The 17,611-nt window shown below is 73.1% G+C and carries 17 protein-coding genes and 3 pseudogenes; 13 read left to right on the forward strand and 7 right to left on the reverse strand.

Annotation, left to right across the window (positions count from 1 at the left end):
- Positions 1–55 precede the first annotated feature (55 nt).
- From OG618_RS35185 to OG618_RS35195, 3 genes and pseudogenes are all read right to left on the reverse strand, one after another.
- Positions 56–133: pseudogene (locus OG618_RS35185) on the reverse strand (hypothetical protein); the annotation flags it as partial.
- Positions 117–650, reverse strand: a complete 534-nt coding sequence (locus OG618_RS35190) for a flavodoxin family protein (RefSeq protein ID WP_329491690.1) — start codon at positions 648–650, stop codon at positions 117–119. The pseudogene OG618_RS35185 and the gene OG618_RS35190, both read right to left, overlap by 17 nt.
- Positions 651–745: 95 nt before the next feature.
- Entirely contained in the window at positions 746–1,507 is a 762-nt protein-coding gene (locus tag OG618_RS35195) for a universal stress protein (RefSeq protein WP_329491691.1), read from the reverse strand.
- A 34-nt stretch (positions 1,508–1,541) separates the two neighbouring features.
- Between OG618_RS35195 and OG618_RS38090 the strand changes: the two are divergent.
- From OG618_RS38090 to OG618_RS38095, 4 genes and pseudogenes are all read left to right on the forward strand, one after another.
- A pseudogene (locus OG618_RS38090) lies at positions 1,542–2,005 on the forward strand (ABC transporter ATP-binding protein); the annotation flags it as partial.
- A gap of 157 nt (positions 2,006–2,162) precedes the next feature.
- Positions 2,163–2,300, forward strand: coding sequence for a hypothetical protein (locus OG618_RS35205; RefSeq protein ID WP_329491694.1), 138 nt, complete (start codon positions 2,163–2,165; stop codon positions 2,298–2,300).
- Complete coding sequence (locus tag OG618_RS35210; protein ID WP_329491695.1) at positions 2,297–3,130, forward strand: ABC transporter permease subunit; 834 nt, start codon at positions 2,297–2,299, stop codon at positions 3,128–3,130. The genes OG618_RS35205 and OG618_RS35210 overlap by 4 nt, the downstream gene beginning before the upstream one ends.
- Before the next feature lie 82 nt (positions 3,131–3,212).
- Positions 3,213–3,368: pseudogene (locus OG618_RS38095) on the forward strand (hypothetical protein); the annotation flags it as partial.
- Between the two features lie 357 nt (positions 3,369–3,725).
- Here the strand turns inward: OG618_RS38095 and OG618_RS35220 are convergent.
- A complete protein-coding gene (locus OG618_RS35220) occupies positions 3,726–4,715 on the reverse strand; it encodes a LacI family DNA-binding transcriptional regulator (RefSeq protein WP_329491696.1) in 990 nt (329 codons plus the stop codon).
- A gap of 124 nt (positions 4,716–4,839) precedes the next feature.
- Here OG618_RS35220 and OG618_RS35225 point away from each other — a divergent pair, with 124 nt between their 5' ends.
- The 4 genes from OG618_RS35225 to OG618_RS35240 all read left to right on the forward strand — a co-directional run bounded on the left by OG618_RS35225 (position 4,840) and on the right by OG618_RS35240 (position 8,267).
- Positions 4,840–5,721 (forward strand): ribokinase, encoded by an 882-nt coding sequence (locus OG618_RS35225; protein WP_329492395.1) that lies wholly within the window; start codon positions 4,840–4,842, stop codon positions 5,719–5,721.
- Positions 5,722–5,759: 38 nt separating this feature from the next.
- The gene (locus OG618_RS35230) at positions 5,760–6,713 is read left to right on the forward strand and encodes a nucleoside hydrolase (RefSeq protein WP_329491697.1); all 954 of its coding nucleotides are present in this window, start codon (positions 5,760–5,762) and stop codon (positions 6,711–6,713) included.
- Positions 6,714–6,796: 83 nt separating this feature from the next.
- Complete coding sequence (gene add, locus OG618_RS35235) at positions 6,797–7,753, forward strand: adenosine deaminase (protein ID WP_329491698.1); 957 nt, start codon at positions 6,797–6,799, stop codon at positions 7,751–7,753.
- 67 nt (positions 7,754–7,820) lie between these two features.
- On the forward strand, positions 7,821–8,267 hold the full coding sequence (locus OG618_RS35240; protein ID WP_329491699.1) for a YkvA family protein: 447 nt from the start codon (positions 7,821–7,823) through the stop codon (positions 8,265–8,267).
- Between the two features lie 623 nt (positions 8,268–8,890).
- Here the strand turns inward: OG618_RS35240 and OG618_RS35245 are convergent.
- The 3 genes from OG618_RS35245 to OG618_RS35255 form a co-directional block, all read right to left on the reverse strand.
- Positions 8,891–10,582: an RICIN domain-containing protein gene (locus tag OG618_RS35245; protein ID WP_329491700.1), complete on the reverse strand. Its 1,692-nt coding sequence runs from the start codon at positions 10,580–10,582 to the stop codon at positions 8,891–8,893.
- Positions 10,583–10,905: 323 nt separating this feature from the next.
- Positions 10,906–11,721 (reverse strand): class I SAM-dependent methyltransferase, encoded by an 816-nt coding sequence (locus OG618_RS35250; RefSeq protein ID WP_329492396.1) that lies wholly within the window; start codon positions 11,719–11,721, stop codon positions 10,906–10,908.
- Between the two features lie 122 nt (positions 11,722–11,843).
- Positions 11,844–12,749 carry a LysR family transcriptional regulator gene (locus OG618_RS35255; RefSeq protein ID WP_329491701.1) on the reverse strand — a complete coding sequence of 302 codons (906 nt, stop codon included), beginning with the start codon at positions 12,747–12,749 and terminating at the stop codon, positions 11,844–11,846.
- A gap of 139 nt (positions 12,750–12,888) precedes the next feature.
- Between OG618_RS35255 and OG618_RS35260 the strand changes: the two genes are divergently transcribed.
- The 5 genes from OG618_RS35260 (at position 12,889) to OG618_RS35280 (ending at position 17,575) form a co-directional block, all read left to right on the forward strand.
- Positions 12,889–13,710, forward strand: a complete 822-nt coding sequence (locus OG618_RS35260; protein WP_329491702.1) for an inositol monophosphatase family protein — start codon at positions 12,889–12,891, stop codon at positions 13,708–13,710.
- A gap of 102 nt (positions 13,711–13,812) precedes the next feature.
- Positions 13,813–14,409 (forward strand): NADPH-dependent F420 reductase, encoded by a 597-nt coding sequence (locus OG618_RS35265; protein ID WP_329491703.1) that lies wholly within the window; start codon positions 13,813–13,815, stop codon positions 14,407–14,409.
- 231 nt (positions 14,410–14,640) lie between these two features.
- Positions 14,641–15,183 carry a hypothetical protein gene (locus tag OG618_RS35270; protein ID WP_329491704.1) on the forward strand — a complete coding sequence of 181 codons (543 nt, stop codon included), beginning with the start codon at positions 14,641–14,643 and terminating at the stop codon, positions 15,181–15,183.
- 569 nt (positions 15,184–15,752) lie between these two features.
- The gene (locus OG618_RS35275; RefSeq protein ID WP_329491705.1) at positions 15,753–16,292 is read left to right on the forward strand and encodes an ArsR/SmtB family transcription factor; all 540 of its coding nucleotides are present in this window, start codon (positions 15,753–15,755) and stop codon (positions 16,290–16,292) included.
- Positions 16,289–17,575: an MFS transporter gene (locus OG618_RS35280; RefSeq protein ID WP_329491706.1), complete on the forward strand. Its 1,287-nt coding sequence runs from the start codon at positions 16,289–16,291 to the stop codon at positions 17,573–17,575. Before OG618_RS35275 ends, OG618_RS35280 begins: the two co-directional genes overlap by 4 nt.
- The last annotated feature ends 36 nt before the right edge of the window (positions 17,576–17,611 follow it).

Raw genomic sequence — 17,611 nt, forward strand, 5'->3', positions numbered from 1 at the left:
CGCGGAAGTCGATCGCCTGGTCCGTGAACAGCGACGCGAGGCAGCGCCGGCAGGCGTCGATCACCGCGTCCGCGCCCCGCACATCGAGAGACGTCTCCCGCTGGCCCGCAGCCGACTCAGACCAGCCCGGCACCCCAGACCCGTGCCCGCTCGATCCCGCCCTGCCGCAGGGGACCGTCGGTCTCCTCGACGACGAAGCCCTCGGGGTCGGTGACGACGTCGTAGCGGTGGCGGGCGAGCCGTTGGGCGATGCCGTCCGCGGCTCCGCCGCTCATCCGCGTGTCGGCGCGGGTGTCGAAGGCCGCGGCGTGAGTGCCGGGTTCGGTCTTGGGGAGCGAGTGGAACCAGGAGCGCAGACCCGGACCCCCGGCGGTCTCGTGCGCCTCGTGGGCGGCGTCCTCGTGGCCCTCCTTCTTCGCCTCGGCCATGGCGGCCATCCGGCGGCTGACGCCGGAGGACATCCCGTGCATGTGGGTGGGGCCGCCGACGACCAGCAGGTCCGCCGTGCGGGTCACCTCGGCGTCGGCCCGCGACACCGGGAGGCAGTCGACGGATGCCTCCGGGTCGGCCCGGTGAACGCCCTCGGTGATGGCTTCGGCGATCTCGCGGGTGTTGCCGTACATGCTCTCGTACACGACGACCGTGCGCATCGTTCTCACCTCTCGGCACCAGCCTGCGTCGTCACCCGGGCTGTCAGCGGGGGCCGTTCGGCCCCGATGGGCGAGCCGGACGGCCTTCCGCGGGTTCAGCCGTAGGAGACGACCGCGACCGGGCAGTGGACGTGGTGGATCGCGGCGTGCGCCACCGGCCCGAGGTGCGCACCGAGCGTCGCGCGCCTGACCCGGCGGCCGACCACGAGGAGCCCGGCATCCGCGGCGGCCTCGACGAGGCCGACCGCCGCGTGGCCGCGGACCAGGTCCGTCGCGACGGTCACCGTGGGGAAGCGGGAACGCCAGGGACCCAGCACGTCCGAGAGCTGCTGCCGCTCGGAGGCCGACAGTTCCGCGTCCATGGCACCGATGGCGGCGAACGCCATGTACTCGCTGCCGGCGGGAGGGTCCCAGGTGTGGACGACCCGAAGCGGCACGGAACGCAGCCGGGCCGCTTCGAAGGCGAAGGCGATCACGTCGTCGCAGGGCCGGCGGAGATCCAGGCCCAGGAGGACCTCGCCGTCCGCCGCCGCGTCGTCGGCGGCGTCTTGCGCCTGAGCCGGCTTCCCGTCGGCTTCCTCCGCCCGGACCAGGACCACCGGGCAGGCCGCCCTGCGCAGGACCTCCTGGCTCACCGAACCGACGAGGAAGCCCCGCAGGGTGCTCAGGCCCCGTGAGCCGAGCACCAGCATGGTGGCGCCCCGGCCGGCCGCCTCCAGGGCCTCCGCCGGGTCCTCGGGGACGTGGGCCGAGGTGACCTCGGCGCCGGAGGCGAGGACGGCCCGGAGCTCCGCCTCCTTGGCGGCCAGCCGCTGTCGGCTACAGGCGATCGCCTGGTCGGTGCGGACCGTCGGCATCGACGGGCTGGACATCGAGGTCGGAACGGGCGAGGTGTTCGGGCTGCTCGGTCCGAACGGCGCGGGGAAGACCACGACGCTGCGCTGCCTGGTCGGGCTGCTGCGGCCGACCACCAGGGAGGTCCGGGTGCTCGGTCTTGACCCCGTCGCCGACCACCGCTCCTGGCGCCCGCGATCGGTTACCTCCCCGGCGAACTCCGGCTCTACCCCGAACTGACCGGGCGCCAGACCCTCGACCTGCTGGCCGCCCTCCAGGGGACCCCGGTGCCACGGCAGGCCGAACTCTGTGCCCGGCTGAACCTGTCGATGGGTGACCTCCATCGGGCGGTGGGGGAGTACTCGCGAGGAATGAAGCAGAAGCTCGGTCTGGTCCAGGCGTTCCAGCACCGCCCCGCCCTCACGGTGTTGGACGAACCGACCGAGGGGCTGGACCCGCTGGTCCAGGAGGCCTTCTTCGAGATCCTCGCCGAGGAGACGGCGGCCGGCCGGACCGTACTGCTCTCCAGCCATGTGCTGCCCGAGGTGCAGCGGGCCTGCGGGCGGGTCGCGATCGTCCGCGGCGGCCGGGTGGTCACCGTCGAGTCGGTGGCGGGCCTGCGCCGGGCCCGGGCCCGACGGATCACGTTGCTCCTCACCGACGCCTCCGGACGAGGTGGTGACAGCCGTTCGCGGGCTGCTCGCCGACCTGCCGGTGGGCGACCTCACAGTCGAGGAGGCGGGCCTGGACGAGGCGTTCCTCGACCTCTACCGCGCATCCGGGCAGACCGCCGACGGCACGGGGGAGGGGGTATGAACCGCGGTACCGTCAGCCGTCGACTGCCGCTGGTCTGGCTTGCCCTGCACCGTCGCCGCCGGATGCTGGCGGCGCTCCTGCTCGGCATGGTCGTCTTCGAGGCTCTGATCGTGGTGATCACCAGTACCGTTCCGCCCTCCGATCTGTTCGGCGGTGGCCGGACCCCGCCCGGTGCCTTCAAGGCGTTCAGCGGCTCGAACGGGGACGTGTCCCTCGCCAGCTACGCCGGGCTGCTCGGCGCGGGCCTGACCCATCCGTTCTGGATCGCCCTCCAGCTCACCGCCATCGGCTCGCTGGGCGCGGCCGCGGTCGCCGCCGACGTCGAATCCGGCACCATCGAGCTCCTGATGACCCGGCCGCTCGCCCGCCGCCGGCTGCTCGCCGAGCGTACGGCCGCCCTGGCCGCCGTCTCGTTCCTGCTCAACGCGGCCGCCACCGCCACCATCGCGGCGGGGGTCGCCCTCTCACCGGACCTGCGCGACGCCGTCCCCGTCGGCGGGGTCTTCGCCGCCGGCCTTCTGGGCTGCGCCTTCACGCTCTGCCTGACCGGCCCGGTGCTCGCCGTCTCGGCGGTCAGCCGACGCCGGGCGCACGTGGTCGGCGCGACCGTGGCGTTCGGCGCGGTCGGCTTCGCACTGAACTTCGTCGCCCTGGCCTGGTCCCCGGCCGCCCCCCTGCGCTACCTCAGTCCCTTCCACTACTACACACCCGGCGACGCCCTCGCCCACGGCACCGTTCCCTGGACCTCGCTGGCGGTCCTGTCCGCCGTAGGCCTGGCCGGCCTGACAGCGGCCTTCCGGCTGCTGAACCGCCGGGACCTCGCGATCTGACGGGCTGGCGGCCACGGCCGCAGGCCGGAGCAGTTGTCGAGCGCGGAGCAGTGGGTGTGGCGAGCTGATTCGTCGTCCTGAGGTGCTGAGGCTGGACGACCTCGCGGCGCATCCGGCCTCCTACGGCTGCCCGGCGCATCACCCAGTGATGCGGACCTTCCTCGGAGTTCCGGTTCGGGTGCGGGAAGAGGCGTTCGGCAACCTCTACCCGACCGACAAGAGGAACGGGGATCAGTTCGACGCCGACGACGAGTCGGTGATCGCGACCCTGGCGGTCGCTGCCGGGGTGGCGATCGACAACGCCCGGCTCTACGAGGAAGCACAGAGTCAGCAGCGTTGGTTGAGCACGAGCGCGGAGATCACCCGGGGCCTGCTGTCGGGCGCCGCACGCGGCGAGGTGACGCAGCTGAGCGCGGCGGGCGCTGGAGATCACCGGAGCCGAGCTGGTCGACCTGTCCGTGCGCGAGGGCGAGGGCGGGGGCCTGCGGGTCGAACTCGCCCTGGGAGGCGATCCGTCCTCGCGACTCGGGGTCCACTGGCCACCGCCGGCCCCAGGCCGGCGAAGCGGCGAGGGCCGCCGGTCAGCACCATGGCCCTACCGTCCGGCCGGGCAGCCGCAGCTGCCGCGCACGACGAGGTCGGCGCCCGGGGTGTGCGGGTGCGCGGCGTTGCCGAGCAGGAGGGCGACGGCGCGTTCGGCCATGGCCTTGAGGGGCTGGCTGGTGACGGTGAGGGACGGGGCGGTGTAGGCGCTCTCGGGCGCGCCGTCGAGGCTGATGACGGCGAGGTCCTCGGGTACGCGCACCCCGGCGGTGAAGGCCGCGGCCAGGACGCCGATAGCCTGTTCGTCCGTCGCCGCGACGAGTGCGCGCGGCAGGCTACCCTCCGCCGCCAGGCCGGCGATCAGGTCGGCGGCCGCGGCGCGGGCGTAGTCGCAGCGCAGCAGCAGCGGTTCGCCGTCGAGGTCGGCCATGCTGCGGCGCCAGGCCTCCTGGCGCAGGCCCACCGGCCCGGCGTCCCGGGGGCCGGCGAGGAAGGCGATCTCCCGCAGCCCGTGGGTGTCGCGCAGGTGGGCGACGGCCGCGCGGACGGCGTCGTCGTTGTCGGCGGCCACGGCGGGGGTCCGCGCTCCGGCGGGGGCGTTGTGCACGTATACGGACGGGACGCCGGCGGCGGAGGCCTCGGCGGCGACATCGCTCCCGCCGTCGCCGGAGACGATGATCAGGCCGTCGACCTGTGCGGCGAGGAATCGTTCGACCAGGTGCTCCTGGCGGTCGGCCGCGTAGCCCGCGTTGCCGGTCAGGGTGAGCTTGTCGTGCTCCTCCAGCACCCGTTCGACATGGCGGGCGAGGGCGCCGAAGTAGGGGTTGGAGGCGTCGGCGAGAACGAGGCCGACCACCCCGCTGGTGCGCGAGCGCAGGGCCCGGGCGATGCGGTTGGGCCGGTAGCCGAGTTCGGCCGCGGCCTTGAGGACCCTCTCGCGGGTGGCCGGGGCCACCGGCCGGGGGCCGTTGTTCATCACGTAGCTGACCACCGCCGTCGAGGTTCCGGACCTGCGGGCGACGTCCGCCAGTGTGACTGCCATGCGTGTGCTCCCTGGGTGTCGGCCCGGGCGCCGTCCTCGTGTGCCCCGGGATCGCTTGCATTCTCTCATCTAAACGATTAGACATGTCGTATGAGCATGTTTCCCTCCCCCCCGCGTACTGGTCATCGGGTCGGTGAACATCGACCGCGTCCTGCGCTGCCCCGTCCTCCCCGCCCCGGGGGAGACGGTGCTCGCCACCGCCGCGACCACCGGATTCGGCGGCAAGGGCGCCAACCAGGCGGTCGCCGCGGCGACCATCGGTGCCGTCACCCACCTCGTCGCCAGGATCGGCGGTGACGCCGAGGGCCTGCGGGCCCTGGCCGATCTGCGCAATAACCGGGTGATGACCGACACCGCCATCACCGACCTGTCCGCCCCCACCGGCCAGGCCGTCGTCCTCGTCGACACGGACGGTGAGAACAGCATCGTCGTGGCGCCGGGAGCCAACGCCCTGCTGTCCGCCGACGACGTCACCGACGCCCTCACCGTCCTGCGCCCCCGCGCCGGCGACCTGATCCTCACCAGCGGCGAGGTCCCCCAGCCCGCCGTCACCGCCGCCGCGTCCTTCCTGACGGCCGGAGCCCGGTGGATCCACAACATCGCACCCGCCACCACCCTGCCGCCCCACCCGGACGGCGCCCACCCCCTGCTGGTCGCCAACGCCGTCGAAGCCCGCCAGATCACCGGACTGCGCCGGCTCACCGAAGCCGCCGCGGCCCTCGCCGCCCGGGGCAGCGCCGCCGTCGTCACCCTCGGCGCGGACGGCGCCCTGATCGCCGACGACCAGGGCGTCACCTGCCTCCCCGCACCCGCGGTCACCGCCGTGGACACCACCGGCGCCGGCGACGTGTTCTGCGGAACCCTCGCCGCCGAGATCGTCCGCGGCAGGCCCCTGCCGCAGGCCGTGGCCACCGCCGTCGCCGCCGGCGCGTTCGCCGTCACCGGCCGCGGCGCCCGCGGCGCCCTGCCCCGGCCCAGCGACCTCAAGCGCCTCACTCGCCACTGAGTCCCCACCCCCCCTGCCCTCCGAGAGGCCCGCCCGTCATGACCCCGCTGCCCCTGATCATCGACACCGACACCGGCTCCGACGACGCCGTCGCCCTCCTGCTGGCCGCCGCCAGCGGCCTCGGCGACATCCGCGCCGTCACCACCGTCGCCGGCAACGTTCCGGTCGCCACCGCCACCCGCAACGCCCTCATCTCCCTCGAAGTCGCCGGCGCCACCCACGTCCCCGTGCACCCCGGCTGCGAGCGCCCGATGACGCGTGACCTGTCCAGCGCCCAGCACGTCCACGGCGAGGACGGCATGGGCGACACCGGCCTGCCCGACCCCGTGCGCGGCCCCGAACCCGGCCACGCCGTCGACGCGCTCCTCGACTGGCCCCGCCGCCACCCCGGCGAGCTCACCCTGGTGACCCTCGCCCCGCTCACCAACATCGCCGCCGCCCTCCTGCGCGACCGCGACCTCTTCACCCGCTACCGCCACGTCTACTGCATGGCCGGTGCCGCCGACACCCGCGGCAACATCTCCGCCACCGCCGAGTTCAACGTCTGGGCCGACCCCGAGGCCGCCCGCATCGTCCTGCAGGCCGCCACCCCCGACAAGGTCACCTGGATCGGCTGGGACGTCTCCCGCCAGGACGCCGTCATGACCCCCGCGGACCAGCGGCACCTCGAGCAGCTCGGCACCCCCATGGCCCACTTCGCCCACACCATCAACCGCACCGTCTCCGACTGGGTCCGCGACGTCACCGGCCTGGCCGGCTACGACCTGCCCGACCCCGTAGCGATGGCCGTCGCCCTCGACCCCGCCCTGATCACCGAACAGGAACAGGCCCACGTCGACATCGCCATCGGCGACGAAGCACGCGGCCAGATGCTCATCGACCGGCGCGTCAACGCCCCCGCCTCCAACGTCACCCTGGTCCGCCGCGCCAGCGAGACCGGCTTCAAGAAGCTCCTGTTCGACACCTGCGCCACCACCCCGAAGCCCGCCTGAACCATCCCCCACCCCAGCCGTCCGCCCCGGGCCACCTCCCGCTTCCGCCCGGGGCGGACACCCCCGACCCGCAAGGACACCCCGTGACCGCCCCCGCCGCCCGCCCGCCCCGCTACGAACTCCACTGCCACCTCGACGGCTCCGTCCGCCCGGCCACCATCGCCGACCTCGCCCGCCGGCAGGGACTCACCCTCACGGCCCCCGTCGAACACCTGACCGTCGCACCCCCCGACTGCGGCAGCCTCACCCGCTACCTCACCTACATCGACCTGCCCCTCCAGGTCCTCCAGCACCCCGACGCCCTCACCCGCGCCGCCCGCGAACTCGTCGAGGACTGGCACCGCGACGGCGTCGTCCACGGCGAGGTCCGGTTCGCCCCGCAACTGCACACCCGCCACGGCATGACCACCGACGACGCCGTACGCGCCGTCGCCACCGGCCTCGCCCAAGGCCGGGCCGCCACCGCGGTGCGCACTGCCCTACTGCTGTGCTGCCTGCGCCACCAGAACCCCGACGAGAGCCTCGCCGTCGCCGAAACCGCCCTGCGCCACCGGGACCTCGTCGCAGGACTCGACCTCGCCGGCGACGAACGCCTCCACCCCGGCAGCCCCCACCGCCCTGCCTTCGACCTCGCCCACAGCGCCGACCTGCCCTGCACCGTCCACGCCGGCGAAGCCGCCGGACCCGACAGCATGTGGGAGGCCATCGACGTCCTCGGCGCCCGCCGCATCGGCCACGGCGTCCGCTGCACCACCGACCCCGCGCTCCTGCACCGGCTGCGACAGGACCGCATCGCCCTGGAGATGTGCCCCACCAGCAACGTCCAGACCGCCGCCGTCCCCACCCTCACCGACCACCCCGCCACGCGCCTGCTCACCGCCGGCCTGCCCGTCACCATCAGCACCGACACCCGCACCACCTCCGACACCACCCTCGAACACGAATTCACCCGACTCCGCCACAGCGCAGGGTGGACCGACGACATGGAGGTACAGGCCCAGCGCAACGCCGCCGACGCCGCCTTCCACACGCAGTCCTGAACCGCACCGTCCAGGCACACCGGCGGACCCGCGCGCCCCACCGCGCACCCGGCACAAGGACACTCCCATGACATGGCTGCTCTGGCCGCTCGCCATCAGCGCCGTCGGCGCGATCACCACCCGCCTGATCGGACACAGGATCACCGCGATCCTGCCCGAACGGCTCGCCCCCGCCGCCCGACGACTGCTCCTGGCCGCAGCCGTCGGCCCCCGACTCCTCCGGGACCGACGCGTACCCCGCGACGCCCGCGCGGCGATCGCCCTCGCCCTCGCCTACTCCCTGTCCCCGATCCAGCTCGTCCCCGCGTTCATCCCGGTCCTGGGCCAGGCCGACGACCTCCTCGTCCTGGCCCTGTGCACCCGTTACGCCGTCAAACGCATCCCACCCCACGTCCTGAACGAACACCTCGCCGCCCACCACGCCGGCAGCCGCCACGAGGACGATGCCCCGGCCCCGTCTGACAGGCCACGCCCTCGAAGCACGAGACGCACGAGACGCACAGCTCCCCGCTGAGCTCACGCTCCGAACCCGCTCCGAACCCGCTCCGGAGACGGCGTCGGAGCCCTCGATCGGGGCCGGCCTGGCTGACGCGCACGCTGACGCCGCCGACCGGGCGAGTGCCCGTCTCCGCCGGAGGCGGAGGTCCGGCAGGCCGCGACGGCGCCGGACCCTGGGTGGCTGGTGCCGCGGCAGGCAGCGTTTCGCCCTGGTGTGACATGACGCGTCGCCCGAGTGCGACCCGGGCCGGCCGGGAGAGCCGGCCGTTCGGCCCCGGTCCCAGCGCGCATCGACATCCGGCAGTCCACTCGCGACCGTGGGCGCCTCGCCGCTCCGGCCCCGCAGCTCGGACAAGCACCGCCGGGATCGCGCCCCGGCCGCGCCGGGGTCCGTTCGGCGTACCGGCGGTTCGGTTCGCGAAGTCCCCTTCGGCCAGCTGTGGCTGAAGGGGACTTCGACGGGTCGACCCGTGGCGGCGGGTCGACCTGGCACGCGGTACGCCGCACTACTCGGGCGGCTGCGCCTCCACGGCGGCGGGCGACACAGGTCGTCTCCGAGAGCCGCCCGGTGTCGGCCCGCCCGCCGCTCGCCGACTCGATCGGTCGGTGGGTGGCACCCGCGTGCGGTGTGCGTGCGGATCAGCCCGGGTCGGTACCGCAGACGTAGTACGCCTTGCCCAGCCCGGTGACGGTGCCGGTCAGCATCCCCAGGGCGGCGCCCGCCGCCGCTCCCTCGGGGCCGGCGGCGGCGCCGAGCTGGCCGCCTCGCAGGGCACCCAGCAGGGCGGCCTTGGCTGCGCCTTCCACCATGCTCTTGCCCAGCTCCTTGGCCATGCACTTGTTCCACTCGTCCGAGTTCTTCGGGTGCTCGCGGTCGGGAATCGGCCAGAACGCGGGGTTCACGGTCGACTTCGCGGAGGTGGTCGTGAGCGCGGCGGTCGTGGCACCGCCGGTCGCGAGGCCGCCGGTCTTGGCAGCCGGAGCGGTGGTGGTGGTGTTGTAGCTGACGGACGGCATGGTCATGGAGCCGTCGATGGTGTCGCCGGGAGCGTTCTCGATGGTCTGCGTGATGACGTTGCCGGAGACCGTCAGACTGACCGGGTGAGTGGTCCCTTTGGTGTCCACGACGGCACTCGGCTTGATCGTGCCGATCCTGGCCCCGGTGGCGGTGTCGACGAGCTTCACCGTGTTCGGGCCGTCCTGCGACGCCGTGGTGCCGTCGGGGAGGTCCGGGGTGAAGGACGCCTTGGCGGCCATGGTCAGCGTCGGCGCGTCAGCGCTCGTCACGCTCGTGGTGCCCGGCTGGTCCGGGCTGGTGTGGGCGACGTACATCGTGGAGCCGGCCGTGGAGTTGATGACCGGGACGGTCACGGTCGCGTCGGTCGTCCACGGCTGGTTGTCGGTGTCGAAGGTCCACGTTCCCGTGACCTTCTTGCCCACGGCCGCGAAGTCGACCCATCCGTAGTTCTTGGCGGGGACGGTCACCGCGATGCCGTTGATGGTCGACTGGTCGGACTCGTAGGTCGTGGTCGTCTGGAGCTGGGTGGAGACCATGGCCTGGACCGGGACGGACACGCCGACCGAGGAGGACAGACCCACACCGAACGACTGCGACCAGCCCGAGTGGTAGATGGTGGTGAAGACCTGCGTCACCTTGTCGGCGGTGTCGTTGTACCAGACCGACGAGGCGGGCTGGCGGGGCAGGACCTCGGGCTGCCCCTCGGACTTCTCCGTCCACGAGCAGGTGGCGGTCTTCCTGGCACACAGGTCGGCGTAGTAGTCCAGCGCCAGGCTCCTGGCTTCGGCCGCCTTCGCCGCGGGGACCTTCCACTCCTGGGCCGCGCTGCCGTTGCAGACGTTGGGCTGCGCCAGGATCCCCCACAGGTGCAGGCCGCCCCGGTTGTCCATGCACCACTCGGCGCCGCTGGCGTCGTCGCGGCGGACGATCCCGAAGGAGGTGGGCTTGCCGTCCACCGGGCGGAAGTGCCACTGTTCGCCGTCCTGGCCGCAGGACTTCTGGGTGGCCGGCTGGGTGGCGTAGACGCACTTCCCGGACGACGTACTGGCGATGTTGAACTGGCCGGGGGTCCCCAGCTTGATGAGGCGGAAGTTCTGGTAGTTGGTGCCGTCCGGCGTGACGGAGATCTGGTTCCCGTCGTTGTTGCCCGTGGCGTTGAGGGTGCCGTCGCCGTTGGTGAACGTGTAGGCGTCCGTCGCGGTGGCTGTCGCCGCGGCCGGGGTCGCGGCGAGGGCGAGGGCCGGGCCCAGCAGGGCGGTGACGGTGAACGGGACGGACAGGAGTCGTCCGACGCGCCTGAAAGAGAGCTTCATCTCGGCCTTCCTATGAGGTGTCCATGCCATGCTCACTCACCGGGCGCGCCGGGCCAGGCGGAATGTGACCTTCCCTCATGTGATCCGCGTCTCGTACACGTTCAAGACTTATCCATGAACGGTTCTCCGTGCCCGTACTTCGCGCACCGCGAGTCGCGAACCCCCGCTGAGCATTGACGCATCAGGACGTGAGCGGCGCACATCCGGTGACGCTCTCGCCGGATGTGCGCCTCATCGGCATCCGCCGGGCCTGTCGCCCGGCAAGCCGAAGCACTCGTTCGACCGCAGCAGCGATTCGGCGGCGATGAAGGACCCGAGGCGCCCTACCGGCGGACCGCCGAGATCAGTCCGCCGGGTCGTTCCTCGCGCCGCGGCGGGGTGCTGATCGGGCGGCCGTAGGCGGTACCGCACTCGCGCAGCGTGTGGCAGTCGGCCTCCCAGCCGTGCCCGGCCAGCCAGCGCACCGGGTCGTCGGGCATCTCCGAAACCCACAGGGACGCCGCCGACCCCGGCACGGCGTCCGCGCCGAAGCGCCCGATCACGCCACGCGAGCCCGAGGTCAGCCCCATCCGGCTGCCCGCCGCCGACCGTGCGCCGATCCGGGCCAGCAACAGCTCCACCGCGCCCTCGGGCAGGTAGATCAGCAGTCCTTCGGCGATCCACACCGTCGGCGCGGCCGGGTCGTGCCCTGCGGCGGCCAACGCGCCCGGCCAGTCCTCGCGCAGATCCACCGCGACGGTGATCCGATCGCAGCGTGCGACGGCCCGCTCCTGGCGCAGCACCGAAGCCTTGAAGTCCAGTGGCGCGGCGGTGTCGACCTCGAACAGCCGGGTGCCCTCGGGCCAGTCCATCCGGAAGGCCCGGCTGTCCATGCCGGCACCGAGCAGCACGACCTGCCGGATCCCGGACGCGCAGGCCTGCCGCAGCAGGTCGTCGAGGAACTTCGTCCTGATGACGATGGAGTACGACACGGCCAGCCGGCGGCGCCGCGCGGCCTCGTCGTCGGGCAGCGGCGGCGAGGGGGGCCACAGGCCGCCGGCGGCGGCGAAGGCCTGGGCCAGTGGGTCGCGGAACAGCGCGTTCTCCCGCGCGGTCTCCAGCGCTCGCACCCTGGCCACCCCCACCGCCGTGGCCCGCACTCCCGACGGCTGCGCCCGCCCCCGCTCATCGGTCACCGCGCCAGCCTAGATGACCGGCTCCAAGGGGCCGGGTGGAGGGAACCACGTAGCTCACGCGGGTGGAGCGGCCCGGACGGTGCCGGCTACGGCGCTGCGCAGGCGGCCAGCGCGGTCCGTGCCAGCCCGCGCAGCCAGGCGTGGGCGTGGTCGTTGTCGTGGCGCTGATGCCACGACAGGTAGACCGGTGCCGACGGCAGTTCGAGCGGCAGGGGTAGGGCGACCAGGCCGAGGTCGGTGACCGCGGTGCGTGTGGTGGCTTCCGGGACGCTGACCAGGACGTCGGAGCCGCGGGCGAACTCCAGCGCGGCCGCTTCCGTCGGCGCGCTCGCCACGACGCGGCGGCTGAGGCCGAGCCGGGCGAGGGCGTCGTCGAGGGTGTTGGCGAGGTTTCCGCGTCGCGAGACGGTGATGTGTTCGGCGGCGGCGTAGTGCTGCGCGGTGACGGCTACGACGCGGGTGAGGGGGTGTCCGTGCCGCACGATGATGACGAGGGGGGTCTCGCCCACGTTCTCGGCACGGATGTCCGGTGCGGCCGGGCGGTTGGCGTTCGCCTCCAGGTCGACCTCGCCGCGTCGCAGCCCGGGGGTGTCGCCGCTCGATTCGGCGAGGAAGCGCAGGCGCACGCCCGGCGCCTGCGCGCGGACGGCGGCGAGCAGGGCGGGGCCGCTCGCGGCGACCAGGGAGTCGTGCCAGCGGAGGGTGAAGGTGCGCTCCAGTGTCGTGAGGTCGAGTTCACGGCTCGGCGCCAGCACCCCCTGGACTTGGTGCAACAGCTCGTGCACCTGTTCCCGGACGGCGATCGCGTACGGGGTCGGGGTCATCGTGCGGCCGGTGCGTACCAGGATCTGGTCCCCGGTCGTACGGCGGATCCGGCCCAGACTGCGGCTCATCGCGGGGGCGGTGACGTGCAGGCGCGCGGCCGCCCCGGCCACGCTGCCCTCCTCCAGCAGCGCGTCGAGCGCGGCGAGCAGATTCAGATCCAGTTGCATGGGAGTAATCCTAGCCGTGCTTGACATGCAGTTGTGGTTAATGGCCGGGCTGTCTACCTTCGAGATGTGAGCGCGGGACGCAACGGACCGCTCGGCCCGACCGGCCCTCATCACCTCTGCTGGGAAAGGAAGTTCCGCCATGTCCGCGATGCTTCAGGACACCACCGCCGTCGCCGCCTCCGACGCCGACCTGCTCGCCCAGGTCGCGATCGCCGTGCGCGAGGCCGGCTCCGCGCTGCTCCCACGCTTCGGTGACGTGGTCCACTACCGGACCCGCGAGGAGCTGATGCACGCGCTCGCCGCCAACGACGACACGGCCCTCGACGTCCTGCGCCCCCGCCTCACGCAGCTGCGCCCGGAGGCCGGGTGGGTGGAGGACGAGCTGGACGGCGGAGCGCTGCCGCCCGGCGAGTGGTGGGTCGTCGACCCGGCCGAGGGCAACGTCAACCACCTGCACGCCCTGCCGGATTGGGCGGTGACCGCCACCCTGGTACGCGATAACCGGCCGGTGCTCACCGTGGTCCACCTGCCGTTGACCGGCGAGACCTACACCGCGCTCGCCGGCGCCGGCGCCCACCTCGACGGCCGGCCGCTGCACGTGTCCCCGACCGCGGACCTCGGCCTGGGCATCGTGGCCACCAGCCAGGCCCGGCCGGACGAGAACGAGGAGGTCGTGCGGCGCGTCGGCTCCTCCATCACCGCGATGCTCTTCGACGCGCTGGTCGTCCGCACCGCCGTGCCCGCGACCCTGCACCTGGTGAACGTGGCCGCCGGCCGGATCGACGCCTTCTGGCAGTTCGCCGGCGCCCGGGCGGACCTGCTGCCCGGGGCGCTGCTCGTCACCGAGGCCGGCGGCCGGATCTCCGACGCCCAGGGGCGCCCCTGGACCCCGCTGAGCGAGAGCTTCCTGGCCGCCGCGCCCGGCGTCCACGCCCAGGCCGTCGCCACGCTCTCGCGCTGAGCGCGCCCCCGCACCACGAGCAACCGCGCCACGACCACCCGCGACACGACCACCCGCACCTCGACCACCACGATCCCGTACGAACGGAAGGACCCCCTCCCCATGACCACGATCGCAGTTCTCGGCAACGGCCGCGTCGGCGGCAACCTGGCCGCCGCCCTCACCCGGGCCGGACACGAGGTGACCGTGGCGGACCGCACGCCGGGCGCCGCCGCCGACGCGGCCCGCACGGCCCGGATCGTCATCAACGCCACCCCGGGCGACGGCTCGTTGGAGCGGCTCACCGCCCTGCGCGAGGAACTCCGGGGCAAGATCCTCGTCGACGTCTCCAACGCCACCGCGGACGGACCGGACGGACTGCCGGGCGAACTGCTCCACCCGGGGTCGAGCCTCGCCGAGCAACTCCAGGAAGCGCTCCCCGGAACGCATGTCGTCAAGACCCTCAACACCATGCTCTTCCCGGTGATGACCGCACCGGCCATGCTCACCCGGGCACCCGACGCCTTCCTCTCCGGCGAGGACCCGCAAGCCAAGCAGACCGTCCGCGAACTGCTCAACGACCTCGGCTGGCACGACGAGTGGATCACCGATCTCGGCGGGATCCGGACCGCCCGCGCCACGGAGGCCGCGATCCTGTTCGTACCGCACGTGATCCGCGCCAACGGCTTCTCGCCCTTCGCGATCTCGATAGCCCGCTGAGCCGGGCACAGCGCACCGCCCAAGCACGGCATACCGCACCGCGCCACACCGCACCGTGTCCCGGTGCGGTGCTGGCCGACCCGCTCGGTCGGCGTCCCCGCGCTCCGTGTCCTGGACGTCGTGATTCGCCCGGTCCGGCCCCGCAGTGGGTTGGGCTTGCGGTGGCGGGGGAAGCGTCTGTTGCACGGCGGGGATGTCCTCGCGGTGCGGTACGGGGGACGGGGGAGAGCAGTGAGCGAGGAGTTGCGCGCCGAGGAGAGACTGCAGCTCGCCCAGTGGCACCTGACGCGGGCGGACGGACTGCGTCTCGGTCTGGTGAATCGGGCCGGCACGCTCCTGAGCGCGGACGCGCTCGTGATCACGGGTGTGGTGTTCGCCTCCGGCGCGACGTCGTCGGACGTGTCGCCGGTGATCGGGGCTGCCGCGCTCCTCGCGCTGGTGGTGAGCGCGGGTTCGGCGGCGCTGGCGGCCTCGGTGCTCACCGGGTTCCGTAGGCTCCCGGGCATGTCGCGGCCGGCCGGCTTCCCGGTTCCGATCGCCTTCGGCTACGGCGACACCGTAGGTGCGTTCGGCTCACCGGAGGAGTTCCGGTCCGGCTTCTCCGCTCAGAGCGTGGAGGCGGCGGCCGACTCCGCGGTCCTGGAGCTGTGGCGCTGCATCAGCGTCCACCAGCTCAGGGCGAGAAGGATGCAGCGCGCGACACAGTGCCTGCTGGCCGGCGCGGCCCTCCTGGTCGTCATGGCCGCGGCGCGACTGGTCACCGCCCTGGCCTGAGGCCCCGCGGCGACCGCTCGGCAACCTGGTCAGGGCGCGAAGTACCAGCAGCACAGGTCGAGATGCCGGTCCGCACGACTGCCGGCCAGGGCTGACACGCGTTCAAGGAAGGCCACCGCGCTGTCCGGCGAGGTCTCGTCGTCCGGCGGCCTGGCTTCGGTGAGGGCATCGAGCCGGCGGTCGAGCTTCTGTCTGCCGGTGAGGACACTCGCGCGTTCCGACGCGGATCGCGTTCCGCATCGGCGGATCGGCGACCTGGAGTCCGAACGTTTTGAGGTCAAGTTCCCTTCTCGCAACCGGAGTTGTGACAGAGGGGGATGATCGGGGGTTCGTTGAACCACCCAGGTTGTTGAAGGTGCACGTGAAGGCCACCGAGGCCTTTTCGATCTGGGGCCGACGGTCGTCGACGGCGAGGGCTGGTTGAGCGCTCGCGACGGGGCCGAAGGAGCCCGAGCGCCGCGGCGGCGAGGGGAGGGCGGGAGCGAAGGCCCCGCGTGCTGAACGGCCGATCCCGGGCGCCCGTGCGAAATCCCTTGACCAATGGTCAAGAAACGTTGACCATTGGACCCATGCCTACCGATGATCTTCCCGAGACGTTCCACGTCACCACGGACGAGCAGCTACGCGCCGTCTCCAACCTCACGCGCCACCGGATCATGGCCGTGCTCCGCTTCGAGCCCGCGACGATCACGCAGATCGCCGAGCGGGTGGGCCTTGCGAAGGGGAGCTCCAGCTACCACGTGCGGCTGCTGGAGCGGGCCGGCCTGGTGAAGGTGGTACGGACGCGGAAGGTCCGGGGGGTCACCGAGCGGTACTACGCCATGGCCGCGCGGTCGATCGTGCTGCCAGACCCGGGAGAGGGAGGGCCGGACCTGCTGATGCGGCATGCGGTGGCGGACCTGGAGGCGGCGCCGGTCGATGGCGAGCGGCACGTGCGGATGGCGCACCTTCGGCTCACCGAGGAGCAGTTCACGGAGCTGGGGGCGCGGCTGCAAGCGCTGGCGGACGAGTACCGGGAGCTGTCCGATCCGTCCCTGCCGGACGCGTCGCTCGTCTTCGCGCTGTTCCACCCGGCAACCCGTGTGCAGGCCGAAGGAGACGCCAAGTGACCTCAGATCTTCGGAAGTTGCCGGCCGGGTTCGGACGACTGTGGACCGCGCAGACGGTGTCCTCGCTCGGTGACGGCGTGACGCATGCCGCGTTGCCACTGCTCGCGTTGACGCTGACGCGGGATCCGATGGCGCTCGCCGTCGTCACTGCCGCCGGAACGCTGCCGTGGCTGCTGTTCGGGGTGCTCGGCGGTGCGCTGGTGGACCGCTGGGACCGTCGGCGCACGATGTGGGTGACGGACGCGGGGCGTGCGGTGCTCCTTACGATACCGGCGGCGGCGGCCGCGCTCGACCTGCTGAGCGTTCCCCTGCTCGCGGCGGTCGCCTTCCTGCTCGGCCTCGGCGGACTCTTCTTCGACACGGCCGCCACCGCCTATCTGCCGGATCTGCTCGGCCGCGACCCCGCGCTCCTGGAGCGCGCCAACTCCCGCCTGCGCGGCGCCCAGACCGCCGCGTCCGGCTTCGCGGGACCGCCCGCGGGCAGCGCCCTGCTCGCGCTCGGACGGGCGGTCCCGCTGCTCGCCGACGCGGTGTCGTTCGCGTTCTCCGCACTGCTCGTACGCTCGCTGCCCGCCGCGCCGCGGCCCCTGCCACAGGCCCGCGAGTCGCTGCTGCGGCAGGCACGGGACGGCGCCTCGTACGTCTTCCGGAACCAGCTGCTGCTCGGGCTCGCGCTGCGTCCGGCGGTCGGGAACATCGCCTTCCTCGCCGTGGAGACCGTGCTCGCCCTCTTCGCGCACGACCGCCTCGGCATCGGCGCCTTCGGCTTCGGCCTGCTCCTCACCGCGGAGGCCACCGGCGGTCTGCTCGGCGCGGGCATCGCCTCCTTCCTCGGCCGACGGCTCGGCACCGGCACTGCGCTGACCTGCACGGCCGCCCTCGAAGGGCTTGCCGTCCTGGTCCTCGCCGCCGCCCCGAACCCGTACGTCGCCGGTCTCGCGCTCGCCGTCTGCGGTGCGGGCATGGGCGCCACGATGGTGCTCGCTCCCTCCCTCCGACAGACGATCGTCCCCGCCCACCTGATGGGCCGGGTCGCCTCGACCTCCCGCATGCTCTCCATGTGCGCCGCCCCGTTCGGCGCCTTCCTCGGCGGCTGGCTGGCCACCACCTACGACGTACGCACCCCGCTCTACACCGCCGCCGGTCTCCTCCTCACCATGACCGCCGTCACCGCGACCATGACCAGCAACCGCCAGGTCGAGGCGGCACTGCGCGCCGCCGCCCCGGCCGAGGATCCGGCCCACCCGGGATCCCGGCAGCTCGTTCACGAGGGTGCCGTGTAGGACTCCCCGGAGGCCGTCGAGCCGGTCGGGCGCACG

This window comes from Kitasatospora sp. NBC_01246, from assembly GCF_036226505.1.
Taxonomy (GTDB): domain Bacteria; phylum Actinomycetota; class Actinomycetes; order Streptomycetales; family Streptomycetaceae; genus Kitasatospora.

Coding starts and splice junctions, on each gene's coding strand:
- OG618_RS35240 (WP_329491699.1), top strand. CDS start 7,821: ATGACATGGCTGCTCTGGCCGCTCGCCATCAGCGCCGTCGGCGCGATC.
- OG618_RS35195 (WP_329491691.1), bottom strand. CDS start 1,507: ATGCCGACGGTCCGCACCGACCAGGCGATCGCCTGTAGCCGACAGCGG.
- OG618_RS35190 (WP_329491690.1), bottom strand. CDS start 650: ATGCGCACGGTCGTCGTGTACGAGAGCATGTACGGCAACACCCGCGAG.
- OG618_RS35260 (WP_329491702.1), top strand. CDS start 12,889: ATGTCCGCGATGCTTCAGGACACCACCGCCGTCGCCGCCTCCGACGCC.
- OG618_RS35210 (WP_329491695.1), top strand. CDS start 2,297: ATGAACCGCGGTACCGTCAGCCGTCGACTGCCGCTGGTCTGGCTTGCC.
- OG618_RS35275 (WP_329491705.1), top strand. CDS start 15,753: ATGCCTACCGATGATCTTCCCGAGACGTTCCACGTCACCACGGACGAG.
- OG618_RS35245 (WP_329491700.1), bottom strand. CDS start 10,582: ATGAAGCTCTCTTTCAGGCGCGTCGGACGACTCCTGTCCGTCCCGTTC.
- OG618_RS35265 (WP_329491703.1), top strand. CDS start 13,813: ATGACCACGATCGCAGTTCTCGGCAACGGCCGCGTCGGCGGCAACCTG.
- OG618_RS35230 (WP_329491697.1), top strand. CDS start 5,760: ATGACCCCGCTGCCCCTGATCATCGACACCGACACCGGCTCCGACGAC.
- OG618_RS35220 (WP_329491696.1), bottom strand. CDS start 4,715: ATGGCAGTCACACTGGCGGACGTCGCCCGCAGGTCCGGAACCTCGACG.
- OG618_RS35255 (WP_329491701.1), bottom strand. CDS start 12,749: ATGCAACTGGATCTGAATCTGCTCGCCGCGCTCGACGCGCTGCTGGAG.